Below are 24,624 nucleotides of genomic sequence, written 5' to 3' on the forward strand. Positions count from 1 at the left end.
AACCGGGGGATTGGATGGTCGCGGAAGCGCCCGCGATGCCGAAAGAAAACACCCGAATCCTGGAAGACCCCTTAGCGATTACGCTAAGGCTGTGCCGCTGTGCCCTGCCGGTAGCTCTGCACCTGCTGCGCATGCTCAGCCAGGCTTTGTGAAAACTGCGTGTGCCCCGTGCGGTCGGCGACGAAATACAAGTTTTCCGTGGTGGCTGGGTGCATGGCTGCGCGCAGCGCCGCGGCACCCGGCGAGCAGATCGGCCCAGGGGGCATCCCCCTGTGCACGTATGTGTTGTACGGCGAATCGAACTGTAAATCACTGCGATAAATTGTGCCGCGCCATCGCCCGGCCAGCATCGCCGCGTAAATCACCGTGGGATCGGTCTGCAGCGGCATGTCACGCCTCAGCCGGTTCACAAAAACGCCCGCCGCCATGGTGCGCTCGTTGTCGAAGTGCACCTCCTTTTCCACCAGTGAAGCCAGCGTGACCACGTCGACCGGTGGCCGACAGGGGCCGTCGCAGTTCACGGTCTCAGGCCGGGACGGCTGCAGCCCCAGCTTCGCCGCTTGTTGATTGAAGCGGCGCACCATCACCTGCAGCATCTGCACCGGCGTGGTGTTGTGGCCGAACAGGTACGTGTCCGGAAAAAGATACCCTTCCAGCGAGGCCGCATGGGGCGACCACGGCGCAATCAGTTGCTTGTTCTGCCTGGCGGCACTCAGAAAATCAGCGCCTGAGCCCAGACCAGCCGCCTCCACCGCACGCGCGATGTCGAACAGGTTGTAGCCCTCGGGAACGACCAGCGCGCGGGTGTACACATCACCACGCGCGATGCGGTCGTACACCTCCGCCGCGCTGGCGCGATCCACAAAGCGGTACTCACCCGCCTTCAACCGTCCATGCTTCCATGCGCGCAACAGCAGAAACGCATAACGCGAGCGAATCACCCCGTGCTGCTCCAGCGCCACGGCCATCGTCTTCGTGGACGTGCCGGACGGCAGTTCCACAAATGTTTCCTGCGACGGCACAACCGGCACGTACACCAGCGCCGCTGCCGCACCCGCAAGCAGCACAACAAGCACCAGCAGAACGCCAAGCACCTTCACAACATCACTCTCTCATGAGCGGTGCCGTCCTATGGAACCGGACGCTTATTCACAACGGCGCGCGCGCCGCCTTAAGCCGCGACCGCATCCCGCAACGCATCGACCTCGTACAGGTAGTCCTGCGCCGGCAACTGGTCCAGCACCTCGCGCAATTCCCGTACCATCGCGCCCGTGGCTCGCCCGCCGCGCAGCGCGTGCATCAGCGAGCAGAGCTTTTCCTCAGACTGCTGCACCGTCTGCATCGTGTGCAGCAAGACATTCAACCCATGCGCCAGCCCTTGCGCATCCACCGGCTGCTCGACCGCGGGCGTGGTTACCGGCAGCCGCGAAGACCGTCCTTTCGCAGCCGTCTTCTTCACCGCAACCGAACGCTTTACCGGCTTCCGCGCCGCCACCTTTTTCGCAACTGTCTTCGGCATCCGTTTACTCTCTTGCCAATAGGATGCCGTTGCACCACAACAAGTGCACCCGCCCCGCTGAACGCGCTGCTAGACTGCGCGCATGCTCCGTACCGCTGCGGCCCTGCTCTGCCTTACTACACTCACTGCGGCGAGCATGGGCCAGACAGCCGCGCCGCTCGCCAACCAACACCCAGCCACTCCCGCAAACACCACCCTGCAACAGCAGATCGAAGCCATCACCCACGAACCCGCCGTCGCACGCGCCCACTGGGGCATCTCCGTCACCACGCTCAGCGGCGCGCCGATCGCCTCGCTGAACGACGGCCAGTTCTTCCAGCCCGCCAGCAACACCAAGCTCTTCACCTCCGCAGCCGCCATGGCTCTGCTGCCGATGCAGGAGCGGCTGCGGACCGACGTGATCGCGACCGGCTACTTTCGGCCGAATGGCGTGTTCGAAGGCGACCTCACCCTGCGCGGGGTTGGTGACGCAAACCTTTCCGGCAGACCCGTTCCCTACCAGCCCCGCATCGCCGGCCAGATCGAACCTCCACGCGACGAACTGCGCTACATCGACGAACTTGCCGACAAGGTCAAGGCCGCCGGAATCACCCAAATCACCGGCGACATTATCGGCGATGACTCGCTCTTTCCTTGGGACCCATACCCTGCCGACTGGGAGATTGACGACACACCCTGGTATTACGGCGCGCCCATCAACGCACTCATGATCGCCGACAACGCCGTTACGCTCACCGTCACTCCGAGCAGCCATCCCGCGTCAAACTCTGCATCGCCTGCACAATCGGCGTTCGCGCCTGCGCTGCCCTACTACAACGTAGATATGCAAGCCACCACAGGCGCAAAGGGCAGTGAGACGCACCTAGACATACAGCGCACCATCGGAGAGCGAACCGTTCACGTCTACGGCACCATCGCCGCCGACGCCAAGCCCTACGTGCAGGACATGAGCATCGCCGACCCGGCAGAGTACGCCGCACTCGCCCTGCAAGCAGCACTCACGAGTCGTGGCATCACCGTGCTCGGTCAAGCCCATGCCAAACACCTGACCGGCTATTACGAACCGTCTTTCACCAAAACCTCCATGCAGCCCGTCGAGCCACTTGCGCCCTCTGGAACGCGAAGCATCGTTCTAAAGCTGAACCGCGCCTCGTGCCAGGATTGCGGCGCGGGCTGTGATTCTCGCATCATCGCGGAACATACTTCCACGCCCTGGGTGGACGACATAGCCGTCACCAACAAGACCTCGCAGAATCAGCATGCGGAACTGCTGCTGCGCCAACTCGGCTTCGCCTACGGCGTGGGCGGAACCACGGTCGGTGGCGCACGGGTCGTTCGCACGTTCCTGACCAGCAAGGCCGTCATCGATCCGCAGGACTTTGTTTTCTACGACGGCTCCGGCCTCTCCGGCCACGACATCGTCACGCCGCGCGCCATCACGCAGCTTCTGCGCTACGCCACTACGCAGCCCTGGGGCGCGCAATGGAAGGCTTCCCTCCCCATCGGCGGCGTCGACGGCTCGCTTCGTTCCCGCTTTCCCGACACTCCTTTGAAAGGCCACATCTTCGCCAAAACCGGCACCCTCGGCGAAGCTCGCGCCCTGAGCGGCTATCTCGATTGCGCCAGTGGACAGACCGTCGTTTTCAGCATTATGGTCAGCACCCACACACCACTGAACAACGAAGACCAGAAGGCAATGGACCGCATCGTCGCCGCTGTCGCCGCCGCCGAGTAGTGCGCCCTGACGTCCGAGTCATACGCTTTGACGGCCGAGTGATGCGCCCTGATAGAACCCTCACCCACGCATTGCACACCAGGAACAACTTGTCATTTCTCCACTCCGCAGGACAGCTTCACCGTCCTGCGGAGTGGAGAAACCTGCATCTTGCTCGCAGCGGCGATGCTCTCAGCCAAGCGCTATAACTACCGCACCCGCTCCAGCACCACGGCCGTCGAGTCATAGTCCCCGTGCATCGCCAACGGCACGCCCGCACCCATCAGCACCGCGCCGCTCACGGTCGCTTCGCCGTGATACTTCGCCGCATCCAGCGCCCGCACGCGATACATCGCATTCGGATCCAGCCCCTGCAGTCGCACCGGCGGATACGCCACACCCAGCCGCTCCGAGTGCAGATACGCCAGCAGCACCGCCTGCGACCCATCGCGCGACACATACTCCACCTGCGTCGCATCGCGGTCCGTCGGCGGCGCCAGGCGGTATAGCCCGCCCTGCTGCACTGTCGTCCGAATGCCCTTGTAGAACGCCAGCAGCTTCGTCGCCAGTGCCGTATCCGCGTCGCTGAACTTGTTCAGGTTATTGCCAATGCCAAGCGCCCCCTGCATTGCCACCAGGAACCGGTACTGCAGCGGTGTTGATCGCCGATCGAAGTTCGGCACGTCCGTCGTCCACGCCACCATCACCTGCGGCGTGTAGGCCTCTGTAAACCCGTACTGAATGTCGAGCCGGTCCAGCGCATCGGTGTTGTCGCTGGTCCACACCTCATCCGTTCGCTCCAGGATGCCCAGGTCCACGCGCCCGCCGCCCGCCGAGCACGACTCGATCTCCAGCTTCGGGTGCTTTGCCCGCAGCCGGTCCAGCACCTCATACAGGTTGCGCACGTACTGCACATAGATCGCCTTTTCCGCATCCGGATTGCGTTGCGCCGCGCTTGACCCCGGAGCCTTTTCCCAACCCGGCTCGCTCCAGTTGCGGTTGTAATCCCACTTCAGGTAGGCGATGTCGTTCTCGCTGACCAGCTTATCGAGCCACGCAAACATCCACTCCTTCACATCGTTGCGCGCCAGGTTCAGCATCAGCTGGTTGCGCGCTTCCGTGTGCTGGCGGTCCGGCAACTGCATCGCCCACTCGGGGTGCGCGCGGTACAGTGCGCTGTTCGGGTTCACCATTTCCGGCTCAACCCAGATGCCGAAGTCCATGCCAGCGGCGTGCACGCGGTCGATCAGCGGCTTCAACCCGTTCGGAAACTTCTGCGGGTTCACCGTCCAGTCGCCCAGCCCGCGATGATCGTCGTTGCGCTGACCGAACCATCCATCGTCCACCACAAACCGCTCCACGCCCAACTTGCCTGCCTTGTCCGCCAGAGCCATCTGCGTCTGATCGGTAAAGGTCATCTCCGTCGCTTCCCAGCTGTTGAAGATGATCTTGCGTGGCGCAGGTGGCTGCCCCGCGGCAGGCCGCAGCGGCAGAATCTCATCCGTCTGAAACCGGTGCAGCACACGCGACGCCTCGCCCTGCCCGCCATCGGTATAGCCCGCGTAAAACTTCGGCGTCTCCAGCGACTCGCCTGCCTGCAGCGTGTAACGAAAGTCGAACGGGTTATAGCCGCCCGTCACCTTGACCATTTGCAGGCTCGTGTCATCCACGGTGATGCGCCACGACCCGCTGTAACCCAGCTCGCCGAACCACACTGGCCCGGCATTCTCCGTTGTCTCATCCGTCCGGCCGAACGCAAACCACGGGTTCGCGCGATGCGACGTCGAGCCCTTGCGGCTCTCCAGCACACGTTCCCCTGCCTGCACGCGCTCCTGGTGCAACTGCCACTCGCCGGCCCACATGCCGGTGAGCCAGCGCATGCTGTACGCCGACTTCTCCGTTTCCGGGTACGGCGGCAGCGTCCACGTGGCACTCGCTGCCTGCTCCACCGCCACCGGCGTCTTCCCAGCATTCTCAATCCGCGACCAGCGCGCAATCACGCCTTCCGTAAATGCCTTGTAATACAGGTGCACCCGCACCGGTTGCGCCGTGTCCCGCAGCACAATCTCAAGCCCGTCAGCCGACGTCTTCGCCGACTCGTACTTCAGAATCAGCGTGCGATCGCCATTCGCAGAATCTGCCTTCAGCGCGGCCTCGGTGAACAGACCTTCGCCCCACGCCGGGTACTCCAGCGGCGTCGTCGCAATTGCAGGATCGATCGACGCCCGCTCCTCATGCATCTTCGCCGCGGGCAGCGCCGCACCGGAGGGCAACTTCGGCCCCCAGTACAGCGACTGCAGCGTGCTCTGGTCATTCACGCCGACCGCATACGTCATGCGGCCCGCGTCCAGGTACCACTGCTTCCGCGTCGCAACCTCGCGCACCGCGGCTTGCGCGGCAACGTCAACACAAAACAACGCAGACAATAAGACGGCACCGGCAGCAACGCGTAAGGCAAAGAATTGCATGCCCAAAACTGTAACGCGCCGGAGCAAGATCCGGCGCGTCGTTTTGGAAGAAAGCCGTTAGCGCAGGCCGCCTGCCACCACCACGGCTTCGCCCGTGATCCAGGCCGAATCGTCCGATGCGAAGAACGTTACGGCGCGACCGATGTCACTTGGCACGCCGATGCGACCCAGCGGTGTCTGCGATTTGAATGACTCGAAGAACTCTTCAAAGCCAGCGGTGCCCTCGGTCGTCACCGGTCCGGGGTTCACGCTATTCACGCGGATTTTCTTCGCCCCAAGTTCCTTGCTCAGCGCCACCGAAATGGAATCCACCGCGCCCTTGGTCGCTGAGTAGACCACGGCGTTCGCCGATGCGTTTCTGCCGACCAGCGAACCGATGTTGATGATCGATCCACCCGTCTCAGGAAACAGCGGCACCACCGCCTGCGTCGTCAGCAATAGCCCAAGCACGTTCAGGTCGAAAATCTTGTGGTATCCCTCAGGCGTAACCGCTTCCAGCGGCTGAAACGCGTACACGCCGGCATTGTTCACCAGCACGTCCACCTTGCCGCCAAACGCCTGCTTCGCGCCCTCGATCAGCTTCGCGACCTCGTCCGGCTTCGACAGGTCTGCGCCGACCGCGACAGCCTTGCCGCCCGCATCCGTAATGCGCTTCACGACGTTGTCCGCGCCTTGCTTCGACGAAGCGTAGTTCACCACTACGCTCGCGCCTTCCTTGCCTAACTCTTCGGCAATGCTTGCGCCAATCCCCTTGGACGCTCCCGTTACGATCGCAACTTTTCCATCCAACTTGCCCATCTGCTCACCATTCCCGGGCAGGCGGCGAAACAATCAGCCACTCTCAGTGCCCAGTCAAACAGATGGAGGGCGCTGCGCTGCCGATTCAAACATTCTTTTGAACGTCATATTCACAAGACGCAGCAGCTTGGCATGAATCCAGGCAGCCCGTTGCAGCATCACCGTGGTACTTTGCAGGTGCCGCGTCATTCGCTTAACGCACGCCGCCACCCACCAGCACGTTTTCCCCGCTGATCCACGCCGAATCGTCCGACGCAAAGAACGCCACCACGGCGGCGATGTCCCGCGGTTCACCCACACGCCCCAGCGGTGTCTTCGCCTTCATTTCCGCAAAGAACGCCTCAAAGCCGGCCGCGCCCTCCGTTGCAATCGGTCCTGGATTCACACTGTTGACGCGAATGCCACGCGGCCCAAGCTCCTTGCTGAGCGCCACCGTCAGCGAGTCCACCGCCCCCTTGCTGGCGGAGTGGACCGACGCATTCGCAGATGCATGCTTGCCCAGCATCGATCCGATGTTGATGATCGACCCGCCCGCCTCTGGAAACAACGGCAGGGACGCCCGAATCGTCAACAGCATGCCCAGTACATTCAGGTTGAAGTGCTTGTAGAAGTGCTCCGGCGTCACCTGTTCGATCGGCCGGAACTCGTACGTTCCCGCGTTGTTCACCAGCACATCGATCCGCTCGCCGAATGCCGCCTTCGCTCCCTCGATCAGCAGCCCTACCTGCTCCGGCCTTGACAGGTCAGCACCCACCGCAACGGCCCTGCCACCTGCTTGCACAATGCGTCGCACCACAGCGTCCGCCGCATCCTGCGAAGTCGCGTAGTTAACGACCACCTTTGCGCCGTTCTTGCCAAGCGCCTCCGCGATGCTAGCGCCGATTCCCTTCGACGCACCTGTAACGACCGCAACCTTGCCGTCGAGTCTGCTCAACCCCCCCTCCCAAGCGCCGCGCGCTCACAGCCGCACATGCAAAAGCATTCTTGCATGTCTTCGTGGAAGCGCTTGCACACATGTGAATTTTGGACACGCCAGCTCTCCATCTAAGCAAGCTATTGCATCGCCGATGCCTTCAGGCTCGGGGCAGGTACTGCTTGGCAAGCGTCGTAAATGCCGCCACCTGTTCGCGCTGCCACACCTCGTCGCGTCCCGTCTCGCGGGCCAGCAGTGCCGCTACCTTCGGCGCAATCTCCATCGCGGCTCGCGCATTCAGCAGCAGCGCCCGCGTCCGCCGCGACAACGCATCGTCCACCGTCCGGCTCATCTCCTCACGCGCCGCCCACACAATCTCCGCCGCCAGATACGGCAGCGCCGGATGCAACCGCTCCGCCAATGCCGGCGATATCCCGGCCAGCGCACGAATCGCATCCGCGTCCGCGCCGTACACGCTCAGATCGTCCTCTTCCGGCACACCCTCGCGCCAGCCGTGAATTTTCAGCTCCGCCGTTTTGCAGGCCACATCCGGCAGCTTGCCCAGCGTCGCCGCATGGTTCACCGTGTCCTCGGCCATGTGGCGATACGTCGTCCACTTGCCGCCCACGATGGTCAGCAGCCCACTGCCGTCGATGTGAATCGTGTGATCGCGCGACAGCGCGCTCGTCTTCGATGCATCGCTGCCCGCCGCCTTCACCAGCGGCCGGATGCCAACATAAATCGAAAGCACATCTTCGCGCGAAGGCTTGCGGCTCAGGTACTCCGCCGCCGTGCCCAGCACAAATTCGATCTCCTCTTCCAGCGGCTTCGGTTCATAGCTCGGCGCTTCGATCGGCGTGTCGGTCGTGCCCACCACCGTGTGCCCGTGCCACGGAATCGCGAACATCACACGCCCGTCGCTGGTACGCGGCACCATGATCGCGTTGTTGCCGCGCAGAAAGCTCTTCTCCAGCACCAGATGAATGCCCTGCGACGGCGACACCATCGCCTCCGCGCCGGGCTCCGCCATGCGCCGTACCTCGTCCGTGAAGATACCCGTCGCATTCACCACGCATTTTGCCTGCACTGTAAAGCACTCGCCCGTCTCGCGATCCTCCAGCGCAACCCCATTCACAAAGCCATCGCTATCGCGCTCCAGCCCAACTGCCGCGCAATAGTTCAACACCGTCGCACCGTGATCCGCCGCGGTCATCAGGAGGTGCGTCAGCAAACGCGTGTCGTCGAACTGCCCATCGTGATACACCACGCCGCCGCGCAAGCCTTCCTGCTCAATCGTCGGCAGCCGCTTCAGCGTCTCCTCGCGGCTCAGAATCTTCGATCGGCCAAACGAGTATTTCACCGCCAAGAGGTCATAAATCTTCATGCCAATGCCATAGAACGGTGCCTCCCACCAGGAGTAGTTCGGTACCACGAACTCCAGGTCATGCACCAGGTGCGGCGCGTTCTGCCGCAAGAGTCCGCGCTCCTTCAGCGCCTCCATTACGAGCGACACATTGCCCTGCTCCAGGTAGCGCACGCCGCCGTGCACCAGCTTGGTCGACCGCGACGAAGTCCCCTTGCCGAAGTCCTCACGCTCGACCAGCAGCGTCACATACCCGCGCGTAGCCGCATCTACCGCGACGCCGGCACCGGTCGCGCCGCCCCCAATCACCACCACATCCCACGGCTCGGCACCCCGCGCCCGCACCGCTTCCAGCATTTTGTCGCGATTCATCGGATCTCTCCTGACGTTACAAGTCGCTGGCCCAGTCAACCACAGACAACATGGGCGCAAGCCTATGGAATGCTTGATCGTGGGTGACCAAGGTCGCACTAAGCGCCAGCGCGTGTGCTGCAATCATCAAGTCGAGAGGGCTAAGCGTCTGCCCCACTGCCGTCAGGCTAGCTCGAAGCGTCCCATATGTCTGCGCAACCGGCGAATCCCATGGCAGCGAGTGCACTTTACCAAGGAATTGCTCCGTGAAGAGACGCGTGCGGAATGCCTCTGGCCGTTTCGCAAGCCCGAAGCGAATTTCGCCTTCAGTGACCGCCGAGATCGCGATGCGCGATCTCAACCCAGCATCAAGGTACGCCTGCTGAGCAGCCTGGGAACGCCCACTTACGATGTAAGCGGCCATATTCGTGTCCAGCAAATAGAGCACCGCGGCGCTCAAAGCTCTTCGCGTTCTGCGTGAGGTGCCTGGTCCCGATCCAGATCGAACTCAAAACCGCCCGAAGCATTGATTCGTGCGAACAACTCGGCCATCTCCTCTACATCTGCGACCGGAAGCGGCTTTTCCGAAAACGTGAGAGTTCCTTTTTCAGGATCATGCTTGAGATAAACCTCACTCGTAGCAAAGCGGAACCCTTCAGGAAGCTGCACTGCCTGACCCAGTTCATCCTCAAAGACACGCGCTTTCGTCTGTGTTCCCATTGGCGGCCCTCCTCTTCTCAGCATCCTCATCGGCGCGTCCGGCGTCAATCACGCCGGCAGGTTCCAGCCCTTCGCCCGCTCCACGGCCCTCTGCCACCGCCCATACAGCGCCTCCGTATTCTGCCCATCGCGCGGCTCGAACCGAGTACCCTGCGCCTGCTCCCGCTGAATCGACTCCAGCCCACCCCAGAACCCGGTCGCAATCCCCGCCAGGTACGCCGCCCCCATCGCCGTCGTCTCCAGGCACGCCGGCCGCACCACCGGGACGCCCAGCAGGTCCGCCTGAAACTGCATCAGCGTGTCGTTCGCCGTCGCGCCGCCGTCCACACGCAGTTCCTTCAGCGGTGTGGGCGTGTCCGCGTCCATGGCCCGCAGCACGTCGGCCACCTGCAGCGCGATGCTCTCCAACGCCGCCCGCGCAATGTGCCCCGCCGTCGTCCCACGCCCCAGCCCCAGCAGCGTGCCGGTCGCGTACGGATCCCAGTGCGGCGCGCCCAGTCCCGTAAACGCCGGCACAAAAACCACGCCGCCATTGTCCGGCACGCTTCGCGCAAGCGCCTCCACATCGCTGCTCTTCAGAATCAGACCCAGTCCATCGCGCAGCCACTGCACCACCGCGCCACCGATAAACACCGACCCTTCCAGCGCGTACTCCGGCCTGCGCTCCAGCGAACAGGTCAGCGTGGTCAGCAATCGCTGCTCACTCAATCGGAACGTGTCGCCAATGTGCTGCAGCAGAAAGCATCCCGTGCCATACGTGTTCTTCGCATCGCCCGGCCGTGTACACATTTGGCCGAAGAGCGCACTCTGCTGATCGCCCGCAATGCCGGCGATCTCGATACCCTCCAGCCCAAGCGTCGTCGACACCGGACCCAGAGCCTCGCTCGACCAGACCACCTCCGGCATCATCGACCGCGGCACGCGCAGCAACCGCAGCAGCTCGTCGTCCCAGCGGTCTTCCACGATGTTGTACAGCAGCGTGCGCGACGCATTCGTGCGGTCCGTCACATGCCGCTTGCCGCTGGTCAGGTTCCACACCAGCCAGCTATCAATCGTTCCGAAAGCAAGCTCGCCACGCTCCGCCTTCTCGCGCGCGCCCGCCACGTTGTCTAGGATCCACGCGACCTTCGTCCCGCTAAAATACGGGTCCAGCCGCAGCCCGCTGCGCCGCCGCACCTCATCCTCCGCACCATCGCGGGTCAACTGCTCGCACATCGCCGCCGTCCGACGGTCCTGCCACACGATCGCGTGATACACCGGCCTCCCGGTCGCGCGCTCCCACACCACCGCCGTCTCGCGCTGATTCGTAATGCCCAGCGCCGCCACATCGCGCGGCCGAATGCCCGTCCGCCCCAGCACCTCCACCGCCGCGCTCAGCTGCGACGTCAGAATGTCGAACGGATCGTGCTCCACCCAGCCCTGCGTGCCTTCCGGAAAGATCTGCCGAAACTCGTGCTGCGCCGCCCCGCGCACCGCCCCCGCCCGGTCAAACAGGATCGCCCGCGAGCTCGTCGTCCCCTGGTCCAGCGCCAACACAAATTCCGCCATGGAAACCTCACTGGTCGGCCACGCGCTCACGGCCCCGCCGACTCCGACCGCCACCATACCATCGCGCATGAACCTGCGTCGCGGCCGAACAGCCATGCGGTATTTCGCTCAAGCAAAGGCATGCCGCCGTCATCGCCGTCGGAGTGCATTTTCCTATTCGAAGATCAGTACCGGACGCGCCAAAGGTATCCTGAACCGAGGGAAACGAGGCGCGCGATGGATGTGGTGCAACGAAACAACGTCAAGATTCTCGGCAGCGGGCCCCGCACGCTCATGTTCGCCCACGGCTACGGCTGCGACCAGAACATGTGGCGCCACGTGACTCCTGCCTTTGCGGCACAGCATAAGCTGGTTCTCTTCGACTATGTCGGCTCTGGCCTGTCTGATCCTGCTGCCTTCAACCGCACACGCTACAGCACACTCCGCGGCTACGCACAGGATGTGCTCGATATCATCGACAGCCTGCAGCTGGAACGGATTACCTTTATCGGGCATTCGGTCAGTTCCATGGTGGGCGCGCTCGCCTCCATCCAACGGCCTGACCTGTTCGAGAACCTGGTCATGATCGGCCCGTCACCGTGCTACATCAATGATGCCGAGTACAAGGGCGGCTTCGACCGTGCTGACATTGAAGATCTGCTGCAACTACTCGATAGCAATCATCTCGGCTGGTCAGCCATGATGGCTCCCGTCATCATGGGCAACACGGATCGTCCCGAGCTGGCAGGCGAGCTCGAGGACAGCTTTTGCCGAACCAATCCCATGTTCGCGCAGCATTTCGCCCGCGTCACATTTCTGTCAGACAATCGGGCCGACCTGCAGCACATAACCACCCGCACCCTCATTTTGCAATGCGATCAGGACGCCATCGCTCCCGTTGCCGTTGGACGGCACGTTCACCGGGCCATCTCCGACAGCCAACTTGTGCTGATGAACGCATCCGGGCACTGCCCGCACCTGAGCGCTCCAGGCGAGGTCACCGAAGCCATCCTGAAGTTTTTGCAATGACGCTCGCCGCAGACGTTGCCGCTCCGGATGATTTCTTCCAGAATGCTCCGTGCGGCTGCGCGGTGCTGGCCATGGACGGCACGATTCTGCGCGCCAACTCTATTTTTCAGCAGCTCACCGGCGTCGCTCTCGGCTCGGGCGACGCGCCCCGCTGGCAACAACTTCTGTCACGCGCCGGAGCAATCTACTACGAAACGCAGTTCTCGCCCGTTGTTCGTCTGCGCGGCGCCGTCAAGGAAGTTGCCTTCGACCTCTTGCAGCCGGGGCGCGAACGCATCCCGGTCCTTGTCAGCGCAAACTTGCAGAAAAATCTCGACGGCATTCCCGTCGCGATCCGGCTCACACTCTTCGAGGCCTCCGAGCGCCGCACCTACGAAGCGGAACTTTTGCGCGCCCGCAATCGCGCCGAGCGTATGGCCGAAGTGGTGCAGCACAGCTCCGACGCGATCGTTGCCCTCAGCCCGGACGGCATCATCCAAGGCTGGAACATCGGCGCGGAACAGATGTTCGGCTACAGCCACGCCGAGGTGACGAATCGAGCCCTGTCCGCAGTGATCTTTCCTCCGGACCGGCAGCACGAGATTCCTGAGGCGCTCACCTTGCTGCGGCGTGGCGAGGACATCCTGCGCGACACCGTCGGCCACACCAAGTCAGGCAGGGAAATCCATCTCTCCATCAGCCTCACGCCGCACATGGAAGCACCCGGGACCCTTGTCGCCTTTTCCGCCATCATTCGCGATGTCACGGCTCGCAAGCTGACCGAAAAAGCGTTGCTCCAGAACGAAAAGCTCGCTTCCGTGGGCCGCCTTGCAAGCTCCATCGCGCACGAGATCAACAACCCGCTCGAGTCCATCACAAACCTGCTCTACATCCTGGACGGCATGGCGACCGATCCGGCAATGAAGAGCTACATCAACATCGCCCAGGATGAGATCGCGCGCGTTTCCCAGATCGCCACGCACACCCTGCGCTTTCATCGGCAAAGCACCTCACGCTCCGATCTCGATGTGCGGAACCTGTTCGACTCCACGCTGGTGCTGTACCGTGCCCGCCTGCTGAACGCGGGCATCACCACACAGATCGACTTCTGCGATTCAACCCCGCTGTTTTGTTTTGAAGGCGAGCTGCGCCAGATCGTCGCCAATCTTGTCGGCAATGCCTTCGACGCCATGCGCACCGGCGGCCGCCTTCGCCTGCGCAGCCGGCGCATTGTGCACCCGCGCACGGGTACCGGCGGTCTTCGCCTCACCCTTGCCGACACGGGTTCCGGCATGAGCGCCGAAACCCTGTCCCGCATCTTTGAACCGTTCTTCTCCACCAAAGGCATCGGCGGCACCGGCCTTGGCCTTTGGATTACCCAGGAGCTCCTGGAAAAGAACGGCGGCACCATTCGCGTTCGCAGCAGCATGCGGCCCGGCCGCAGTGGAACCGTCTTTCACCTGTTCTTTGCGCGGGAGCGCAGCGGCGTTTCCGTGACCACTTCGCATAGCACAGACCGACTCGCTACCGCTCCACTAGAATCGAAACTGCTATGAGCGAGCACCCCACCGAACTGCCGCCGGTCGACCTGTCCAAACCACCCGCGGACAACATAGTCCGCGTCACCTTCCAGCCGGAAAACAAAACCGTCGAGTTCCGGTTCGGCACCCTGCCCTACGACGGCCACGGCCGCCCCATGAGCTTCCTCGACGTTGCCGAAAACTACGGTATCTTTCTCGACCACGCCTGCGGCGGCGTCTGCGCCTGCACCACCTGCCACGTGTACGTAAAGCAGGGCGAGCCCGGCCTTTCGGACCCCGAAGATGACGAACTCGACCGCGTCGACCTGGCCGCCGGCCCGCAGACCAACTCGCGCCTCGGCTGTCAGGCCGTCATCGAAAAGCCCGGCACCTACCTCGTCGAAATTCCCGCCTGGAACCGCAACTACGTCCAGGAAGGCAAGCCCGCCGCCATCACCGCCGAAAAGTAATGAGTGCAACACCGATTTGTCATTTCGACCGGAGCACACGCACTTTTTGCGTGTGCGCAGTGGAGAAACCTGTATTTGGGCGCAGCACAGATGTCATGCTCCCAGCGAAAGGACCAAGCATGCCCCGCGAAATCACATGGACCGACTTCGAAGAGATCGGCATTCAGCTCCAGGAAAAGTATCCCGACCTGGACCCCCTCACCGTCCGCTTCACCGACCTGCACAAGTACGTGACCGCGCTGCCCGGCTTCACCGGCGACCCCGCCAAATCCACTGAAGGCCAGCTCGAAGGCATCCAGATGGCCTGGCACGAAGAGTACGAAGACGCGAAGTAGCCACGAACCCGTGCCTCACCTTCGCGAAGCTAAGGTGGGTTCACCTGTATCATCACAAAGTCCTGTGCTCCACCTTCGCGAAGCGAAGGTGGGTTCCCCGCGCCATAGCCCAGCCCTGCTTCTCCTCACACGCTACTTCTGCTTCGCGCCGCCAGCCTTGTCGCACGAGTCCACCGCACGAGGCTGGTCATCTCCAAAGTCGGTGATCCTGCACTCGTTGAACATCGAGCAGTAACACGCGCTCCCGTGCAGATAGAAGCGATCCGTCTCCAGCTTCGCCCAACTTGCGAGCGCCGGCGATCCATCCGCCGGCTTCGGCCAATTGAACACAGAGCGCCCCTCACCGCTGCGCATCAGCGTTCCGCCAATCTGTTGCGACGTAAACGTGGCCGTCGGATCAACCTGCCGCACCCGTTCATAGAAATTCTTCGAGTAGCTGTTCCCCTGGTCGTCCAGCAACCGAAACCAGCCAATCCTTGCCGGACCCGTACCCACATTGCTCAGCGTCATGCTCAACGCCTGCTTCCCGTCCACCAGGTTCGCGGAATCCAGCATCAGCAGCGGTGTCGACTGCGCACTCACCAGTCGCCGGTTCTGCTCCACCAGTGCATGCATCGACTTCTCCGATTGCAGCGACGTAAGCAACGACGCCACCGAAATGCACAGCACGGCGATGGGCACCACCAGGTCGAACCAGGGAAGTCCTGTCTTGTGAGCGTGGTGATGCGGCGGTTCCGGTGCTTCGACCATCGGGTACTTCAACCTCGTGTCTAGATTGTTTTTAGGAAATCCCAAAACGCATCAGGTGTCCAGTCGCAAACGACGAGTTCACGTGCAGACGGCATCCCCAGACCAGGCTGCACTCGGAAAGCGAACGTCCCCTACTATCCGGCAATGATCTCCACGTATCGCTTCGACACCCAGCCGTATTTACATGGCCCGGTATATTCAAATCGACCGTTGCGCGACCGCTCGTACTTGCAATCCCTCATGGGCGAGAGGTCGTAGATCACGCCATACCATCCACCTCGCTCGTCACAAACGTACACCTCTTGCCCGCTGTGCAGGCGATCTTTCTCCACGTACGGCTTGCCGCCCGGCCCGCTTTGCACCGATAAGTAGTTGTCACCCTTCGGGTCCAGGTGCACCACCATGCCGTTGCTCTGGCATGGGCTCACCACTTCGCTCTGCTCCAGGATGAGCGGCTTAGACGGCGACGCACCCGGCGCACTCTGTGACCGCACCGCGGACAGCAACCCCGTTCCAACCATCACCGCCATCGCCGCAACCACCGGCAAGTGCCGCCCAGCCAACCGAACCATGACCACTCTCCTTGCCCGCTCAGATGTTGCCTCCGCTTCGTGGGATGGCACGCCCTCTCACTGCGCAGGCCGCGCGAGCCGGTAATACGGATGCAACGTCCCGTGCGGCCCCCACGGCTCGTGGTGCGTGTACACGAACCCAAGCCGCCCGATCAGCGCCTTCGAGTGCTCGTTGCGTGGCCCATGCCCCGCCACCAACGCGTCGGCCCGCGTATTTGCCCACGCCCACGCGATCACCGCACGCGCGGCCTCCTCGCCGCAACGCCCGCTCCAAAAAGCCCGCGAGAGATGCACGCCAATCTCGATCACATCGGTGCGCTCATGAAACGGCCGCAGGCCCGCGCACCCCGCATGGGCACCGGTTTCCAATGCAAACATTGGCCAGTACTGGAAGCCAAGCGTCCGCTGGTGCTCCATCTGCAGCCGCATCCGCGCCGCCGCGTCCCCGGCGGACATCGCCCCGCCCATGTGCCCCATCACCGCAGCATCCGTCCACAACGCAACGGCCAGCGGCAAGTCCGCCTCATCCCACGCGCGAAACCCAAGCCGCTCCGTCCGCAAAAAGTAACTCATCTCTCCTCACACAGCCGGCGTCGATCGCGTGCCCCATCCTTCGCGCATTCTTTGCGCGAAGGGTGGGCTCTACGCTGCCTTGCGCCGCAACACCACATCCAGCAACCTCGACCCCGTCACCCGCAGCACCACCAAACAAACCACCGCCCAAACCGTCGACCCGACCAGCGCACTCACCAGCGCCTGCTTCGGCACCAGGCTTACCGCGAACAGTGTTCCCGCGCCGCTCAGCACCGCGGCCAGCAGCGCGCGCCCCAGCTCCGGATACTCCAGCTCCGCCAGGCTCACCATGCGCTTGCGATGCAGCAGCACCGCCAACGCCCCCGTGTGCAGCAGCATGCCCACTGTCGCCGCCCACACCAAGCCGCTCGCTCCATTTATCGCAAACAGCAGCTTGTACAGCGGAATCGAAAGCAACACCACCACCGTGCCGCTCACCATCGGCGTCAGCGTGTCGCTGGCCGCATAAAACGCGCGCGCGTACAGGTTCTGGCTCGTCCACAAAAACAGGCCCAGCGAATACAGCACCAGGTACTCGGTCGTGCGCAGAGCATCGCTCTGGTGAAACGACCCGCCGCGCAGCAGAATCGTGATCAGCACCGGTGCCAAACCGACCATCCATCCGCTCAGCAACAGACTCACCGCGATCATGCGCGACACCGCCTTGTCCACCGCTGCGGAAAACGCCGCGATCTCCCCCTTCACCCACAGCGATGCGAAAAACGGCAGCGACGCAATGCCCGCCGCCGGCCCCAGCGCACTCATCGGCGCGCTGAAAATCTGCCGCGCATAGTTCAGCCGCGACATGTCCGCCGCGTCGCCGCTGATGAAGTGGTTGCGAATCCATGGGTCCACCGTGGTCAGCGACGCACCCAGCATCAGCGGCAGGCTGATGCGCAACCACTCCCGCAGCGCCGGATGCTTCAGATCCCACACCGGTGACCAGCGCAGCCCCACGCGCACCGCGGCCACCAGGTTGACCAGCAGCGGCCCCACCAGCGCTCCACCAACTGCGCCGATCGCCATCGAATCGATGCCGTAACGTGCATGAAACAGCACCAGCCCAACGACAATCCCACCGCTGTAAAACACGCTTCCCAGCGCCTGCGACACAAAGATCTTGCGCACCAGGAGCCGCGACGCAAACACGCCACCCAGAAAGTGAAGCAGCGGCGTCAACATCAGAATGCGCGTCAGGTGAATGCAAAGCGCCGCTTCGTGCGGCTGGAATTTATCAAAGAAGAACGACACATACTGCGGCGCGAACACGAACCCCAGCGTGCAGGCCAGCAGCAACCCAACGAAAACCACGTTCAGGATCGCGGAAAGCGCGCGATCTCCTTCGGCCTCGTCGTCCCTCGACCCCGTCCGGTACCGTGTCAGAATCGTGACGAACGCCGTCGATGCCACGCCTCCAATGACCAGGTAGTAGATCATGTCCGGCAATTGAAATCCGCCGAAGTACGCTGCCGTTTCCTGTCCCGCGCCGAAGTACCGCGCGACCAGCTTGTTGCGCAACAGGCTGAACATCTGCGCCAGGATTGTCGATCCCATCAGCAGCAGTGAGGCAGAGAACACGCTACTCGCACCGCCCAGTCCCAGCCTGCGACGCCATCCACCCGGCGCAGCCAGTTGTGCCGCGGTCACGTCAGCAGCATTGCCTTCCACCGTGGACGCGGGATCTTCAGCAGTGATGTTCGGAAGGCTCAAACCGTTCTGATTCTACCGAGCTTCGCGCAAGCAGAAGGCGTCCTCCTTGCGAGGACGCCTGCCGTGGAACCATCCAGCTTACTGCCGTGGCTGCGACCGGGCTGAACTCACGCCCGCCGTCTGCCGCACCGCTGCATCGACCACCGCATACAGCAACTGGTCCGGGTCGCGCCGGGCGCTGCTCTTGATCAGGTTCCCCATCTTCTGCCCGGCCGCCTCGGTGTTGGGCAGCGTCACGCCCCGCTTCTGCGCGCTCATGGCCGCCATGCTCTGCACCACGTCAAAGAACTTGTCTTCGTTGCGCCCGGAGTCAACCCAGGTCTCGTGCACCGTCTTGCTCAGCATTTCGGGCGACACCGCTGCCGCACCTGCACTGCTGCTCGCCGACACACTCGGCGCCGGCCTTCCCGCCTGCGCCTGCACCGCTACCGGGGCCGCCATTAGCACCGCCGCTACCACCAAACCCGCAAACCGCTTCATCGTTCCACTCCTGTCGTTCGCATCCCTGTTTTCATCCGCGGACGTCTACTAGCGCCGGTAGCCGTTGTCGCCATAATCGCGGTAATCCCGATATTCGTCACGGTGCCGCCGGTCGGCGTTGGCCTTGCCAAGCAACGCACCACCACCAGCGCCTACACCGCCGCCGATCAACGCGCCCTTCATACCGCCGCCCAACAGGCCACCCAGCAACGCGCCCGCGCCGCCACCGATCAAGGCACCCTTGCCTGGCCCAATGCCGCCGCGGTGCTGGTCGTAGTAGTTGCGATCGTAGTTATCGTCATACGGCCGCGTGTTCCGATAGCCGTTGTTGTAGCGGTCGTAATCGCGGCGGTCATAGTTGTGATTATCGTGGCGGTCGGAATACTGCGCCGAAGCCACCGGTACAACCGTGCCCATCAGCAGCGCCGAACTCAACACAAGACTTGCAAGCTTTCGCATGTTGCTCTCGCTTCCCAGAGCGGCACACCTGCATGCAGGCGCGGCCCCTACTGAAAAGGATGCCCGCGTGGGTGCATGCGTTTCATGTCCTACTCACGATTCTGTTCCGGCTCTACTGCGTTCCCGGACTCGCAGACTTCGCAACGTACGGCAAGGTCAACGTGCCGATCCGCCCCGTCCCCATGTCCACCACGCCAATGCGCACCGCATACCTGCCCGGCGGCAGCTTCAGCGGCACCGGCAGCGGCACGCCGCTCTGCAGCACGTGCGCATAGTCCGCCTGCTCCAATTGCAGGTTTAGCACGTTGTTCGATTCCACCGGCGGCGCGCCATGCTCCTCCGGATACGCGATGACCAGCAACTGCAGCTTTGCCGAACGCAGGTTCGTCGCCGGGTCCAGAGCAAAGCCGACGCCTCGTACGTCCAGCGCCGCGGGCATCACCGTGCTGCCGTTCGCCTCTGTTACCGGCTCGCCCGACCGCAGCACCAGCATGGTCGACACGGGCGACTCGATCCGCATAGCCTGCGCAAACGACTGCATCACGTTGATCACTGGCTGATCCGGCAAGGCAAAATAACCCTTGCGATAGCTCAGCCTGTATCCGCTTCCATTCACCGCCACGCGGATCGCCCGAAACTTTCCATTCCACTCACGGTCCGTCGGCTGATACGCCAGCGTGTAGTAGTTGTCACTATCCTCAAATCCACGGTCCAGCATCCCCTTCGGATCGTTGTTGCCATAGAACGCCTCGCCGCCCGTCTGGTCCGCGATGTTCTCCATCACCGCGCGCCCTGTCTGCCGCTCATTGAAATACGTGTTCCTCGTCGCCGACCCGTTATCCGCCAGCCCGCTCAGCCCCGTCTGCTCCGGCCCGATCGCATCGGTCTGCACGCCGACCAGGCTCACCGGATACACCGCGATCTGCGAATCCGAGATCGTCTTGCCCGTGCGATCACTCAACAGGTTCAAGCCCAATCCAGACGCCGCCGCTGGCCCGGCAAAGGCCCGCTGCTGACCCGCCGTGTCCACCCGCGACCCATTCGGATTCTCGGGTGCGACCGTCAGCGGCACACTGGTTGAAATCGTCTGCAGCTCGTAATACGTCGACGACGGAAACTGCCCCGCCAGCCAGAACAGGTTCTTCCGTCCAGGGAACCCATTCACCGCACGCGCCAGCTCTTGAAACGCCTGGTTCGTCACATCCAGCCGCACCTTCATGTTCTGGATGTCTTCCTGCAGCGCCGCCTGCAGCAACAGTTGGCCTGCCGTCAACCCACCCGCCGCCGTTGCGCTCTGGTCGATGTACGTTGCGGTATCGCGATCCGTAATCTCCTGGCCCGGCGCCCGGACGCGATTCAACTGCTTGATGTCGAGCGTGTTCGCCGCTGCCACCAGCGACGCCGCATCCGTCGTAAACCCCTGCACCATGCGCAACCGGTTGCCCAAGACAAACAGCGCCACCTGACGGTGCGGCGGCAGCTGCTTCAGAAACGCGATCATCCGCTGCCGCGCATACCCCTGGTCCTGCGGCGCCGTGTTCAGCAGATCCAGCAGCACCATATTCAACGAGCTGTTCTGCGCCTCAGGCGCCACGTTGGTGTACCCAACCGCCTTCGCCTCCGCGCGCGCCTCAACGCGCGGTGAATTCGATGTGTGCTCACTGAAGAGCGCAATCTTCTGCGGCTGCTTATTCTCCTGCACCTGGAAAACACCGGCAGGCAATCCATGCACCACCTTGCCGCGGCCGTCGCGCACCACCACATCCACATACACAATGCGTGACGTCGTCCGCAGCGTCGACGAATCCTGCCGCGCCGCATCGGTCGCATCCTGCGCGATCGCGCACGCGCCGGAACTCACCAGCAGAAGAAACATGAAACGGGCCCAGCCCAAAGCGTACACAGCAACATGATGCACTCGCGCGCGAGACCGCGGCAACAAACACGCGCCGTTCGAGTTCGGCACCGCCTGTAGGTGAAGTGAACGGAAGCGAACGCACCGGCGGCTCGCTTCAGCGACGATTCAGAATCCTAGTCAGGCGGCAGCAACTCCGTTTGAAAGCGCGGTGCCAACCTCGCCGCCTTCTCCTGAAACGCCTTTTGCTCCTCCGGCGTCGGCTTCGGCGGTGCCTCCGTGCTTGATCCCACCTTCACACCGACTTCGCGAAAGAACTCCTCCTGCCCGGCCGGAGAGCAGATGCACAGCAGCCGCGCCGGCTTGTCGGAGGCGTTGTGGAAGCTATGTGGCGCATTCGCAGGAATGTGTACAGTCGAGCCCGCGCCAGCCGTCTGCGTTTCCCCGCGAAACATCAACTCCACCTCACCGTCCAGCAGCAGAAACGTTTCCTCGAAGTTATGCCGGTGCGGCCCCGGCCCGCCGCCCGGCGGCACATGCATGTCGATCAGGCAAAACCGCCCGTTGGTCTGCTCTCCGTCCAGCAGAACGGTATACGTATCACCTACAACACCGATGTGCTCCGCCGCCGCATCGTCGCGACGCGTCACCACCAGCTTCCGGCTCAAATCATCCGCAGGAATCGACATCATGCCTCCACTTTCTTTCCCTCGCTAACGTCCAGCGTTCGTTCGAATGAACGCCGCCGTCGTGTCGTGCAGTTCCTTGGCCGCATCCGGGTTCACGTACACCATGTGCCCGGTCTGGAACCAGTGGTACGCGATGTTCGATTGCAACCGCGCCGGCATCGGCAGGTGCTTCATCTCATACGTCGCCCCAAAGAACGTCGTCCCCAGGTCGTAATACCCGCCCATCAGCAACACGTGCATCTTCGGGCTGCGCTCCATCGCCACCGCTAGGTCCGGCATCACGTTCAGCGAGCCTTCCCATCCGCCGCCGATCGGCGAGCTGTGCCCCATGTTCCAGTGAAACCCTGGCTCGCGCGCGCTCGGCTTATACGTCAACTCCGCGCCATACTTCAGCTCGTCATGCGCGTACTGGTTCATGTCGTTCAGAAAGCTCGGCCCCGTCGCGCTCATGAACGGATCGTCGTCCGCCTCGCTGCTCAGCGGATCCAGCTTTGGCCCGCTGTATCGCGTGTCCAGCCGCCCCGCATTATCCGACGCATCCGTCAGCAGCTGCCCGCTGAACTGCCCGCCGCTCAGCCGCAGGTTCGCCTTCACCCACGTCGCCGCAGGCACACCCGTGTACCCCGCCAGCTTCGCCGCAATCGCCTGCTTCTTCTCCGCGCTCAGGTCCGCACCCTGGTGCAGCGCCGCCGCGTAGTCCGTCATGGCAAACTGCTCGACCTCCTGCAACAGCGGCTCCAACCCGCCCGCTGCCTGAATCTTATGGTGAAACAGCGCCGTCGCCGCAAACGAAGGCAGGCTCAGGAAGTACGCCTCATCCGTGCCCGGATTCCCCTCCGGCCCGTCCGCCGAAATGCTGAAGTTCAAAATCTGCGACAACAACATGACGCCGTTCAGGTCCACATCGCCCAGCATGTGCGCCAGCACCGCCGACCGCGTCGTGCCATAGCTTTCGCCGAAAATGTACCGCGGCGAACCCCACCGGTCATGCTTGCTCAGCCACTTCTTGATGAACCGCGCAAACGCCCGCCCATCCTCGTCCACACCATAGAACGCCTTCATCGCGTCCTTGCCGTGTACCCGCGAGTAGCCCGCGCCCGGCGCGTCGATAAACACCAGATCACTCGCATCCAGAAGGCAGTTCGGGTTTTCCGCCATGCGGTACGGCCCGCCCACCGGGTGCTCCAGATCGCCCAGCACAATGTGCTTCGGCCCAAACGCCCCCAGGTGCAGATACATCGTCGGCGACCCCGGCCCGCCATTGTAGATAAACGTGACCGGCCGCGTCGTCTCATCCTTCACATCGCTGCGAAAGTATGCTGTGTAGAACATCTGCGCCGTCGGCGGCCGGTCCTCCGGCTTCCCCGGCTCATCCACGGCCGCATCGCTCGTCAGCTTGCCGTCCCACCGCAGGTTCGCGTCCTGCGCATCGCTCGCGCCCACCGTAATCGTTCCAGCCACCGCGCGATACGCAATGCGCGCGCCCGCGATCGTCACCGCGCCCTCCGTCACGCTGTCCGCCGCCGGCCCACTCGGAGACATCACCGGCTTCCCCGCCGCCGGCTCCGTAGTCGTCACCGTGGTCGTCTTCTGCGGCTGCGGTCCCTGCGCCCACGCACCACTCGGAACACCGGTGCACCCCACACCCCACAACACCGCCACCAGCGCCAACCCACGCATCCGCACAACCTCACCGGAAAGGAATACCGCCATCATCGCACGCAGCTGCTGATTACTCCCCATCATGGCCGGCCGCCTGCCAGGTCGTTGCCCGCGCACTCCCACAAAGGTGTGGTTGCCCCTGTCCGCTCGCTCCCTTACCCTTGCTCCACTCTGAATTTCTGGATTGCCTGTGACCTCTTTTCTGCCTGCCCTGTCTCTGGCCTGCACGCTCGTGCTCGCCTCGTCCACCTTCGCGCAAACCACATCCACCGCACCTGCACCGGGTGCCGAAACAAGTCCATCCCAGGCAGCTGAGGTTGTACGCCCATCCCTTCCCAATACCCTCATGGACGGCACGCCCGTCTCCCTGCGTCTCGCCGAGACCGTCTCCTCCGCCGAAGCGCACGTCGGCCAGACCGTCCCCTTTGAAGTGACCGAGGACGTCGTCGTACAGGGCGTCACCGTCATCAGCAAGGGCGCACCCGCCATCGCCACCGTCACCACCGCCGAATCCAAAAAGCGCATGGGCCGCGGCGGCAAGCTCGACGTCAACATCGACAGCGTCCGCCTTGCCGACGGCACCAAGGTTCAGCTCGCCGCCACCAAAAACACCAAGGGCGGCGGCCACGTCGGAGCCATGACCGGCGCCATGGTCGGCACGGCCATCGTCTTCTTCCCCGCCGCGCCACTCTTCCTCTTCATGCACGGCAAGGACATCACCATCCCCAAAGGCACCGCCATCACCGCCTTCGTCCAGGGCGACACCAAGCTCAACATGGCCCGCCTCACCGGCAAGCCCGACCCCAACACCCCGGCCGGCACAACGGCGCAAGTCCTGGCAGGCACCCAACCGGGCGCCCTCGCCACCGCTCAACCCGGATACCCGTTGGGCACGCAGTCCAGCGCCTCCACCGCAGCAGCCCAACTCACCCCTGCCGCCGCAGCCATCACCATGGCCACCGTTCAGATCGACAGCAACGTCCCCGGAGCCGACATCGAGATCGACGGCGCCTTCGCCGGCAACACCCCATCCACCCTCACGGTCCCCGCCGGCCAACACACCATCACCGTCAAGAAAAAGAACTACCCCGACTGGACCCGCACCCTCAACGTCAGCGGCACCAACGTCCACCTCAACGCGACACTCGAAAAGTAATACCTTTGGGAC

General features: G+C 63.2%; 24 protein-coding genes. 6 read left to right on the top strand and 18 right to left on the bottom strand.

All coding sequences use genetic code 11. The features are described from left to right. Positions 1–83 precede the first annotated feature (83 nt). Together mltG and ACOFKT_RS14715 are read right to left on the bottom strand one after the other, a co-directional pair. Positions 84–1,100 carry an endolytic transglycosylase MltG gene (gene mltG, locus ACOFKT_RS14710; RefSeq protein WP_419804736.1) on the bottom strand — a complete coding sequence of 339 codons (1,017 nt, stop codon included), beginning with the start codon at positions 1,098–1,100 and terminating at the stop codon, positions 84–86. 71 nt (positions 1,101–1,171) lie between these two features. Next, a complete protein-coding gene (locus ACOFKT_RS14715) occupies positions 1,172–1,519 on the bottom strand; it encodes a hypothetical protein (protein ID WP_419804737.1) in 348 nt (115 codons plus the stop codon). An 82-nt stretch (positions 1,520–1,601) separates the two neighbouring features. Here ACOFKT_RS14715 and dacB point away from each other — a divergent pair, with 82 nt between their 5' ends. Beyond that, complete coding sequence (gene dacB, locus ACOFKT_RS14720; protein ID WP_419804738.1) at positions 1,602–3,254, top strand: D-alanyl-D-alanine carboxypeptidase/D-alanyl-D-alanine-endopeptidase; 1,653 nt, start codon at positions 1,602–1,604, stop codon at positions 3,252–3,254. Between the two features lie 188 nt (positions 3,255–3,442). Here the strand turns inward: dacB and ACOFKT_RS14725 are convergent, their stop codons facing one another. The 7 genes from ACOFKT_RS14725 to glpK all read right to left on the bottom strand — a co-directional run bounded on the left by ACOFKT_RS14725 (position 3,443) and on the right by glpK (position 11,394). Further along, the gene (locus ACOFKT_RS14725; protein WP_419804739.1) at positions 3,443–5,701 is read right to left on the bottom strand and encodes an alpha-galactosidase; all 2,259 of its coding nucleotides are present in this window, start codon (positions 5,699–5,701) and stop codon (positions 3,443–3,445) included. 57 nt (positions 5,702–5,758) lie between these two features. Then, a complete protein-coding gene (locus ACOFKT_RS14730) occupies positions 5,759–6,499 on the bottom strand; it encodes an SDR family NAD(P)-dependent oxidoreductase (protein WP_419807177.1) in 741 nt (246 codons plus the stop codon). Positions 6,500–6,692: 193 nt separating this feature from the next. Then, positions 6,693–7,433 carry an SDR family NAD(P)-dependent oxidoreductase gene (locus ACOFKT_RS14735; protein ID WP_419804740.1) on the bottom strand — a complete coding sequence of 247 codons (741 nt, stop codon included), beginning with the start codon at positions 7,431–7,433 and terminating at the stop codon, positions 6,693–6,695. A gap of 139 nt (positions 7,434–7,572) precedes the next feature. Then, complete coding sequence (locus ACOFKT_RS14740) at positions 7,573–9,147, bottom strand: glycerol-3-phosphate dehydrogenase/oxidase (RefSeq protein WP_419804741.1); 1,575 nt, start codon at positions 9,145–9,147, stop codon at positions 7,573–7,575. Positions 9,148–9,163: 16 nt separating this feature from the next. Continuing rightward, a complete protein-coding gene (locus ACOFKT_RS14745; protein WP_419804742.1) occupies positions 9,164–9,586 on the bottom strand; it encodes a type II toxin-antitoxin system VapC family toxin in 423 nt (140 codons plus the stop codon). Further along, positions 9,583–9,846, bottom strand: coding sequence for a hypothetical protein (locus ACOFKT_RS14750; protein WP_419804743.1), 264 nt, complete (start codon positions 9,844–9,846; stop codon positions 9,583–9,585). The genes ACOFKT_RS14745 and ACOFKT_RS14750 overlap by 4 nt, the downstream gene beginning before the upstream one ends. A 48-nt stretch (positions 9,847–9,894) precedes the next feature. Beyond that, positions 9,895–11,394: a glycerol kinase GlpK gene (gene glpK, locus ACOFKT_RS14755; protein WP_419807178.1), complete on the bottom strand. Its 1,500-nt coding sequence runs from the start codon at positions 11,392–11,394 to the stop codon at positions 9,895–9,897. Between the two features lie 216 nt (positions 11,395–11,610). Here glpK and ACOFKT_RS14760 point away from each other — a divergent pair, with 216 nt between their 5' ends. The 4 genes from ACOFKT_RS14760 to iscX all read left to right on the top strand — a co-directional run bounded on the left by ACOFKT_RS14760 (position 11,611) and on the right by iscX (position 14,706). Further along, the gene (locus ACOFKT_RS14760; protein ID WP_419804744.1) at positions 11,611–12,402 is read left to right on the top strand and encodes an alpha/beta fold hydrolase; all 792 of its coding nucleotides are present in this window, start codon (positions 11,611–11,613) and stop codon (positions 12,400–12,402) included. Beyond that, positions 12,399–13,937, top strand: a complete 1,539-nt coding sequence (locus tag ACOFKT_RS14765; RefSeq protein WP_419804745.1) for a two-component system sensor histidine kinase NtrB — start codon at positions 12,399–12,401, stop codon at positions 13,935–13,937. Before ACOFKT_RS14760 ends, ACOFKT_RS14765 begins: the two co-directional genes overlap by 4 nt. Next, positions 13,934–14,371: a 2Fe-2S iron-sulfur cluster-binding protein gene (locus ACOFKT_RS14770; protein ID WP_419804746.1), complete on the top strand. Its 438-nt coding sequence runs from the start codon at positions 13,934–13,936 to the stop codon at positions 14,369–14,371. Before ACOFKT_RS14765 ends, ACOFKT_RS14770 begins: the two co-directional genes overlap by 4 nt. Positions 14,372–14,490: 119 nt before the next feature. Beyond that, positions 14,491–14,706: a Fe-S cluster assembly protein IscX gene (gene iscX / locus ACOFKT_RS14775; protein WP_419804747.1), complete on the top strand. Its 216-nt coding sequence runs from the start codon at positions 14,491–14,493 to the stop codon at positions 14,704–14,706. Positions 14,707–14,838: 132 nt separating this feature from the next. On the opposite strand, the gene ACOFKT_RS14780 is transcribed toward iscX, so the two are convergent. From ACOFKT_RS14780 to ACOFKT_RS14820, 9 genes are all read right to left on the bottom strand, one after another. Further along, positions 14,839–15,456, bottom strand: coding sequence for a hypothetical protein (locus ACOFKT_RS14780; RefSeq protein ID WP_419804748.1), 618 nt, complete (start codon positions 15,454–15,456; stop codon positions 14,839–14,841). A gap of 134 nt (positions 15,457–15,590) precedes the next feature. Beyond that, a complete protein-coding gene (locus tag ACOFKT_RS14785; RefSeq protein ID WP_419804749.1) occupies positions 15,591–16,028 on the bottom strand; it encodes a hypothetical protein in 438 nt (145 codons plus the stop codon). 57 nt (positions 16,029–16,085) lie between these two features. Continuing rightward, complete coding sequence (locus ACOFKT_RS14790; RefSeq protein WP_419804750.1) at positions 16,086–16,601, bottom strand: GNAT family N-acetyltransferase; 516 nt, start codon at positions 16,599–16,601, stop codon at positions 16,086–16,088. A 69-nt stretch (positions 16,602–16,670) separates the two neighbouring features. Then, positions 16,671–18,311: a murein biosynthesis integral membrane protein MurJ gene (murJ, locus tag ACOFKT_RS14795; protein WP_419804751.1), complete on the bottom strand. Its 1,641-nt coding sequence runs from the start codon at positions 18,309–18,311 to the stop codon at positions 16,671–16,673. A gap of 78 nt (positions 18,312–18,389) precedes the next feature. Next, positions 18,390–18,791, bottom strand: coding sequence for a hypothetical protein (locus ACOFKT_RS14800; RefSeq protein ID WP_419804752.1), 402 nt, complete (start codon positions 18,789–18,791; stop codon positions 18,390–18,392). A gap of 48 nt (positions 18,792–18,839) precedes the next feature. Beyond that, a complete protein-coding gene (locus ACOFKT_RS14805; RefSeq protein ID WP_419804753.1) occupies positions 18,840–19,250 on the bottom strand; it encodes a hypothetical protein in 411 nt (136 codons plus the stop codon). 112 nt (positions 19,251–19,362) lie between these two features. Then, entirely contained in the window at positions 19,363–21,126 is a 1,764-nt protein-coding gene (locus tag ACOFKT_RS14810; protein ID WP_419804754.1) for a VWA domain-containing protein, read from the bottom strand. A 155-nt stretch (positions 21,127–21,281) separates the two neighbouring features. Continuing rightward, on the bottom strand, positions 21,282–21,794 hold the full coding sequence (locus ACOFKT_RS14815; RefSeq protein WP_419804755.1) for a cupin domain-containing protein: 513 nt from the start codon (positions 21,792–21,794) through the stop codon (positions 21,282–21,284). A gap of 24 nt (positions 21,795–21,818) precedes the next feature. Next, positions 21,819–23,540, bottom strand: a complete 1,722-nt coding sequence (locus ACOFKT_RS14820) for a S10 family peptidase (protein WP_419804756.1) — start codon at positions 23,538–23,540, stop codon at positions 21,819–21,821. Between the two features lie 106 nt (positions 23,541–23,646). On the opposite strand from ACOFKT_RS14820, the gene ACOFKT_RS14825 reads away from it, so the two are divergent. Then, a complete protein-coding gene (locus ACOFKT_RS14825) occupies positions 23,647–24,612 on the top strand; it encodes a PEGA domain-containing protein (protein WP_419804757.1) in 966 nt (321 codons plus the stop codon). The last annotated feature ends 12 nt before the right edge of the window (positions 24,613–24,624 follow it).

It is taken from the genome of Terriglobus sp. (assembly GCF_965201105.1).
Classification (GTDB): Bacteria; Acidobacteriota; Terriglobia; order Terriglobales; family Acidobacteriaceae; genus Terriglobus.

Coding starts and splice junctions, on each gene's coding strand:
- ACOFKT_RS14715 (WP_419804737.1), bottom strand. CDS start 1,519: ATGCCGAAGACAGTTGCGAAAAAGGTGGCGGCGCGGAAGCCGGTAAAG.
- dacB (WP_419804738.1), top strand. CDS start 1,602: ATGCTCCGTACCGCTGCGGCCCTGCTCTGCCTTACTACACTCACTGCG.
- ACOFKT_RS14725 (WP_419804739.1), bottom strand. CDS start 5,701: ATGCAATTCTTTGCCTTACGCGTTGCTGCCGGTGCCGTCTTATTGTCT.
- ACOFKT_RS14730 (WP_419807177.1), bottom strand. CDS start 6,499: ATGGGCAAGTTGGATGGAAAAGTTGCGATCGTAACGGGAGCGTCCAAG.
- ACOFKT_RS14740 (WP_419804741.1), bottom strand. CDS start 9,147: ATGAATCGCGACAAAATGCTGGAAGCGGTGCGGGCGCGGGGTGCCGAG.
- ACOFKT_RS14750 (WP_419804743.1), bottom strand. CDS start 9,846: ATGGGAACACAGACGAAAGCGCGTGTCTTTGAGGATGAACTGGGTCAG.
- glpK (WP_419807178.1), bottom strand. CDS start 11,394: ATGGCGGAATTTGTGTTGGCGCTGGACCAGGGGACGACGAGCTCGCGG.
- ACOFKT_RS14760 (WP_419804744.1), top strand. CDS start 11,611: ATGGATGTGGTGCAACGAAACAACGTCAAGATTCTCGGCAGCGGGCCC.
- ACOFKT_RS14765 (WP_419804745.1), top strand. CDS start 12,399: ATGACGCTCGCCGCAGACGTTGCCGCTCCGGATGATTTCTTCCAGAAT.
- ACOFKT_RS14770 (WP_419804746.1), top strand. CDS start 13,934: ATGAGCGAGCACCCCACCGAACTGCCGCCGGTCGACCTGTCCAAACCA.
- iscX (WP_419804747.1), top strand. CDS start 14,491: ATGCCCCGCGAAATCACATGGACCGACTTCGAAGAGATCGGCATTCAG.
- ACOFKT_RS14780 (WP_419804748.1), bottom strand. CDS start 15,456: ATGGTCGAAGCACCGGAACCGCCGCATCACCACGCTCACAAGACAGGA.
- ACOFKT_RS14785 (WP_419804749.1), bottom strand. CDS start 16,028: ATGGTTCGGTTGGCTGGGCGGCACTTGCCGGTGGTTGCGGCGATGGCG.
- ACOFKT_RS14790 (WP_419804750.1), bottom strand. CDS start 16,601: ATGAGTTACTTTTTGCGGACGGAGCGGCTTGGGTTTCGCGCGTGGGAT.
- ACOFKT_RS14800 (WP_419804752.1), bottom strand. CDS start 18,791: ATGAAGCGGTTTGCGGGTTTGGTGGTAGCGGCGGTGCTAATGGCGGCC.
- ACOFKT_RS14805 (WP_419804753.1), bottom strand. CDS start 19,250: ATGCGAAAGCTTGCAAGTCTTGTGTTGAGTTCGGCGCTGCTGATGGGC.
- ACOFKT_RS14810 (WP_419804754.1), bottom strand. CDS start 21,126: ATGTTTCTTCTGCTGGTGAGTTCCGGCGCGTGCGCGATCGCGCAGGAT.
- ACOFKT_RS14815 (WP_419804755.1), bottom strand. CDS start 21,794: ATGTCGATTCCTGCGGATGATTTGAGCCGGAAGCTGGTGGTGACGCGT.
- ACOFKT_RS14820 (WP_419804756.1), bottom strand. CDS start 23,540: ATGATGGGGAGTAATCAGCAGCTGCGTGCGATGATGGCGGTATTCCTT.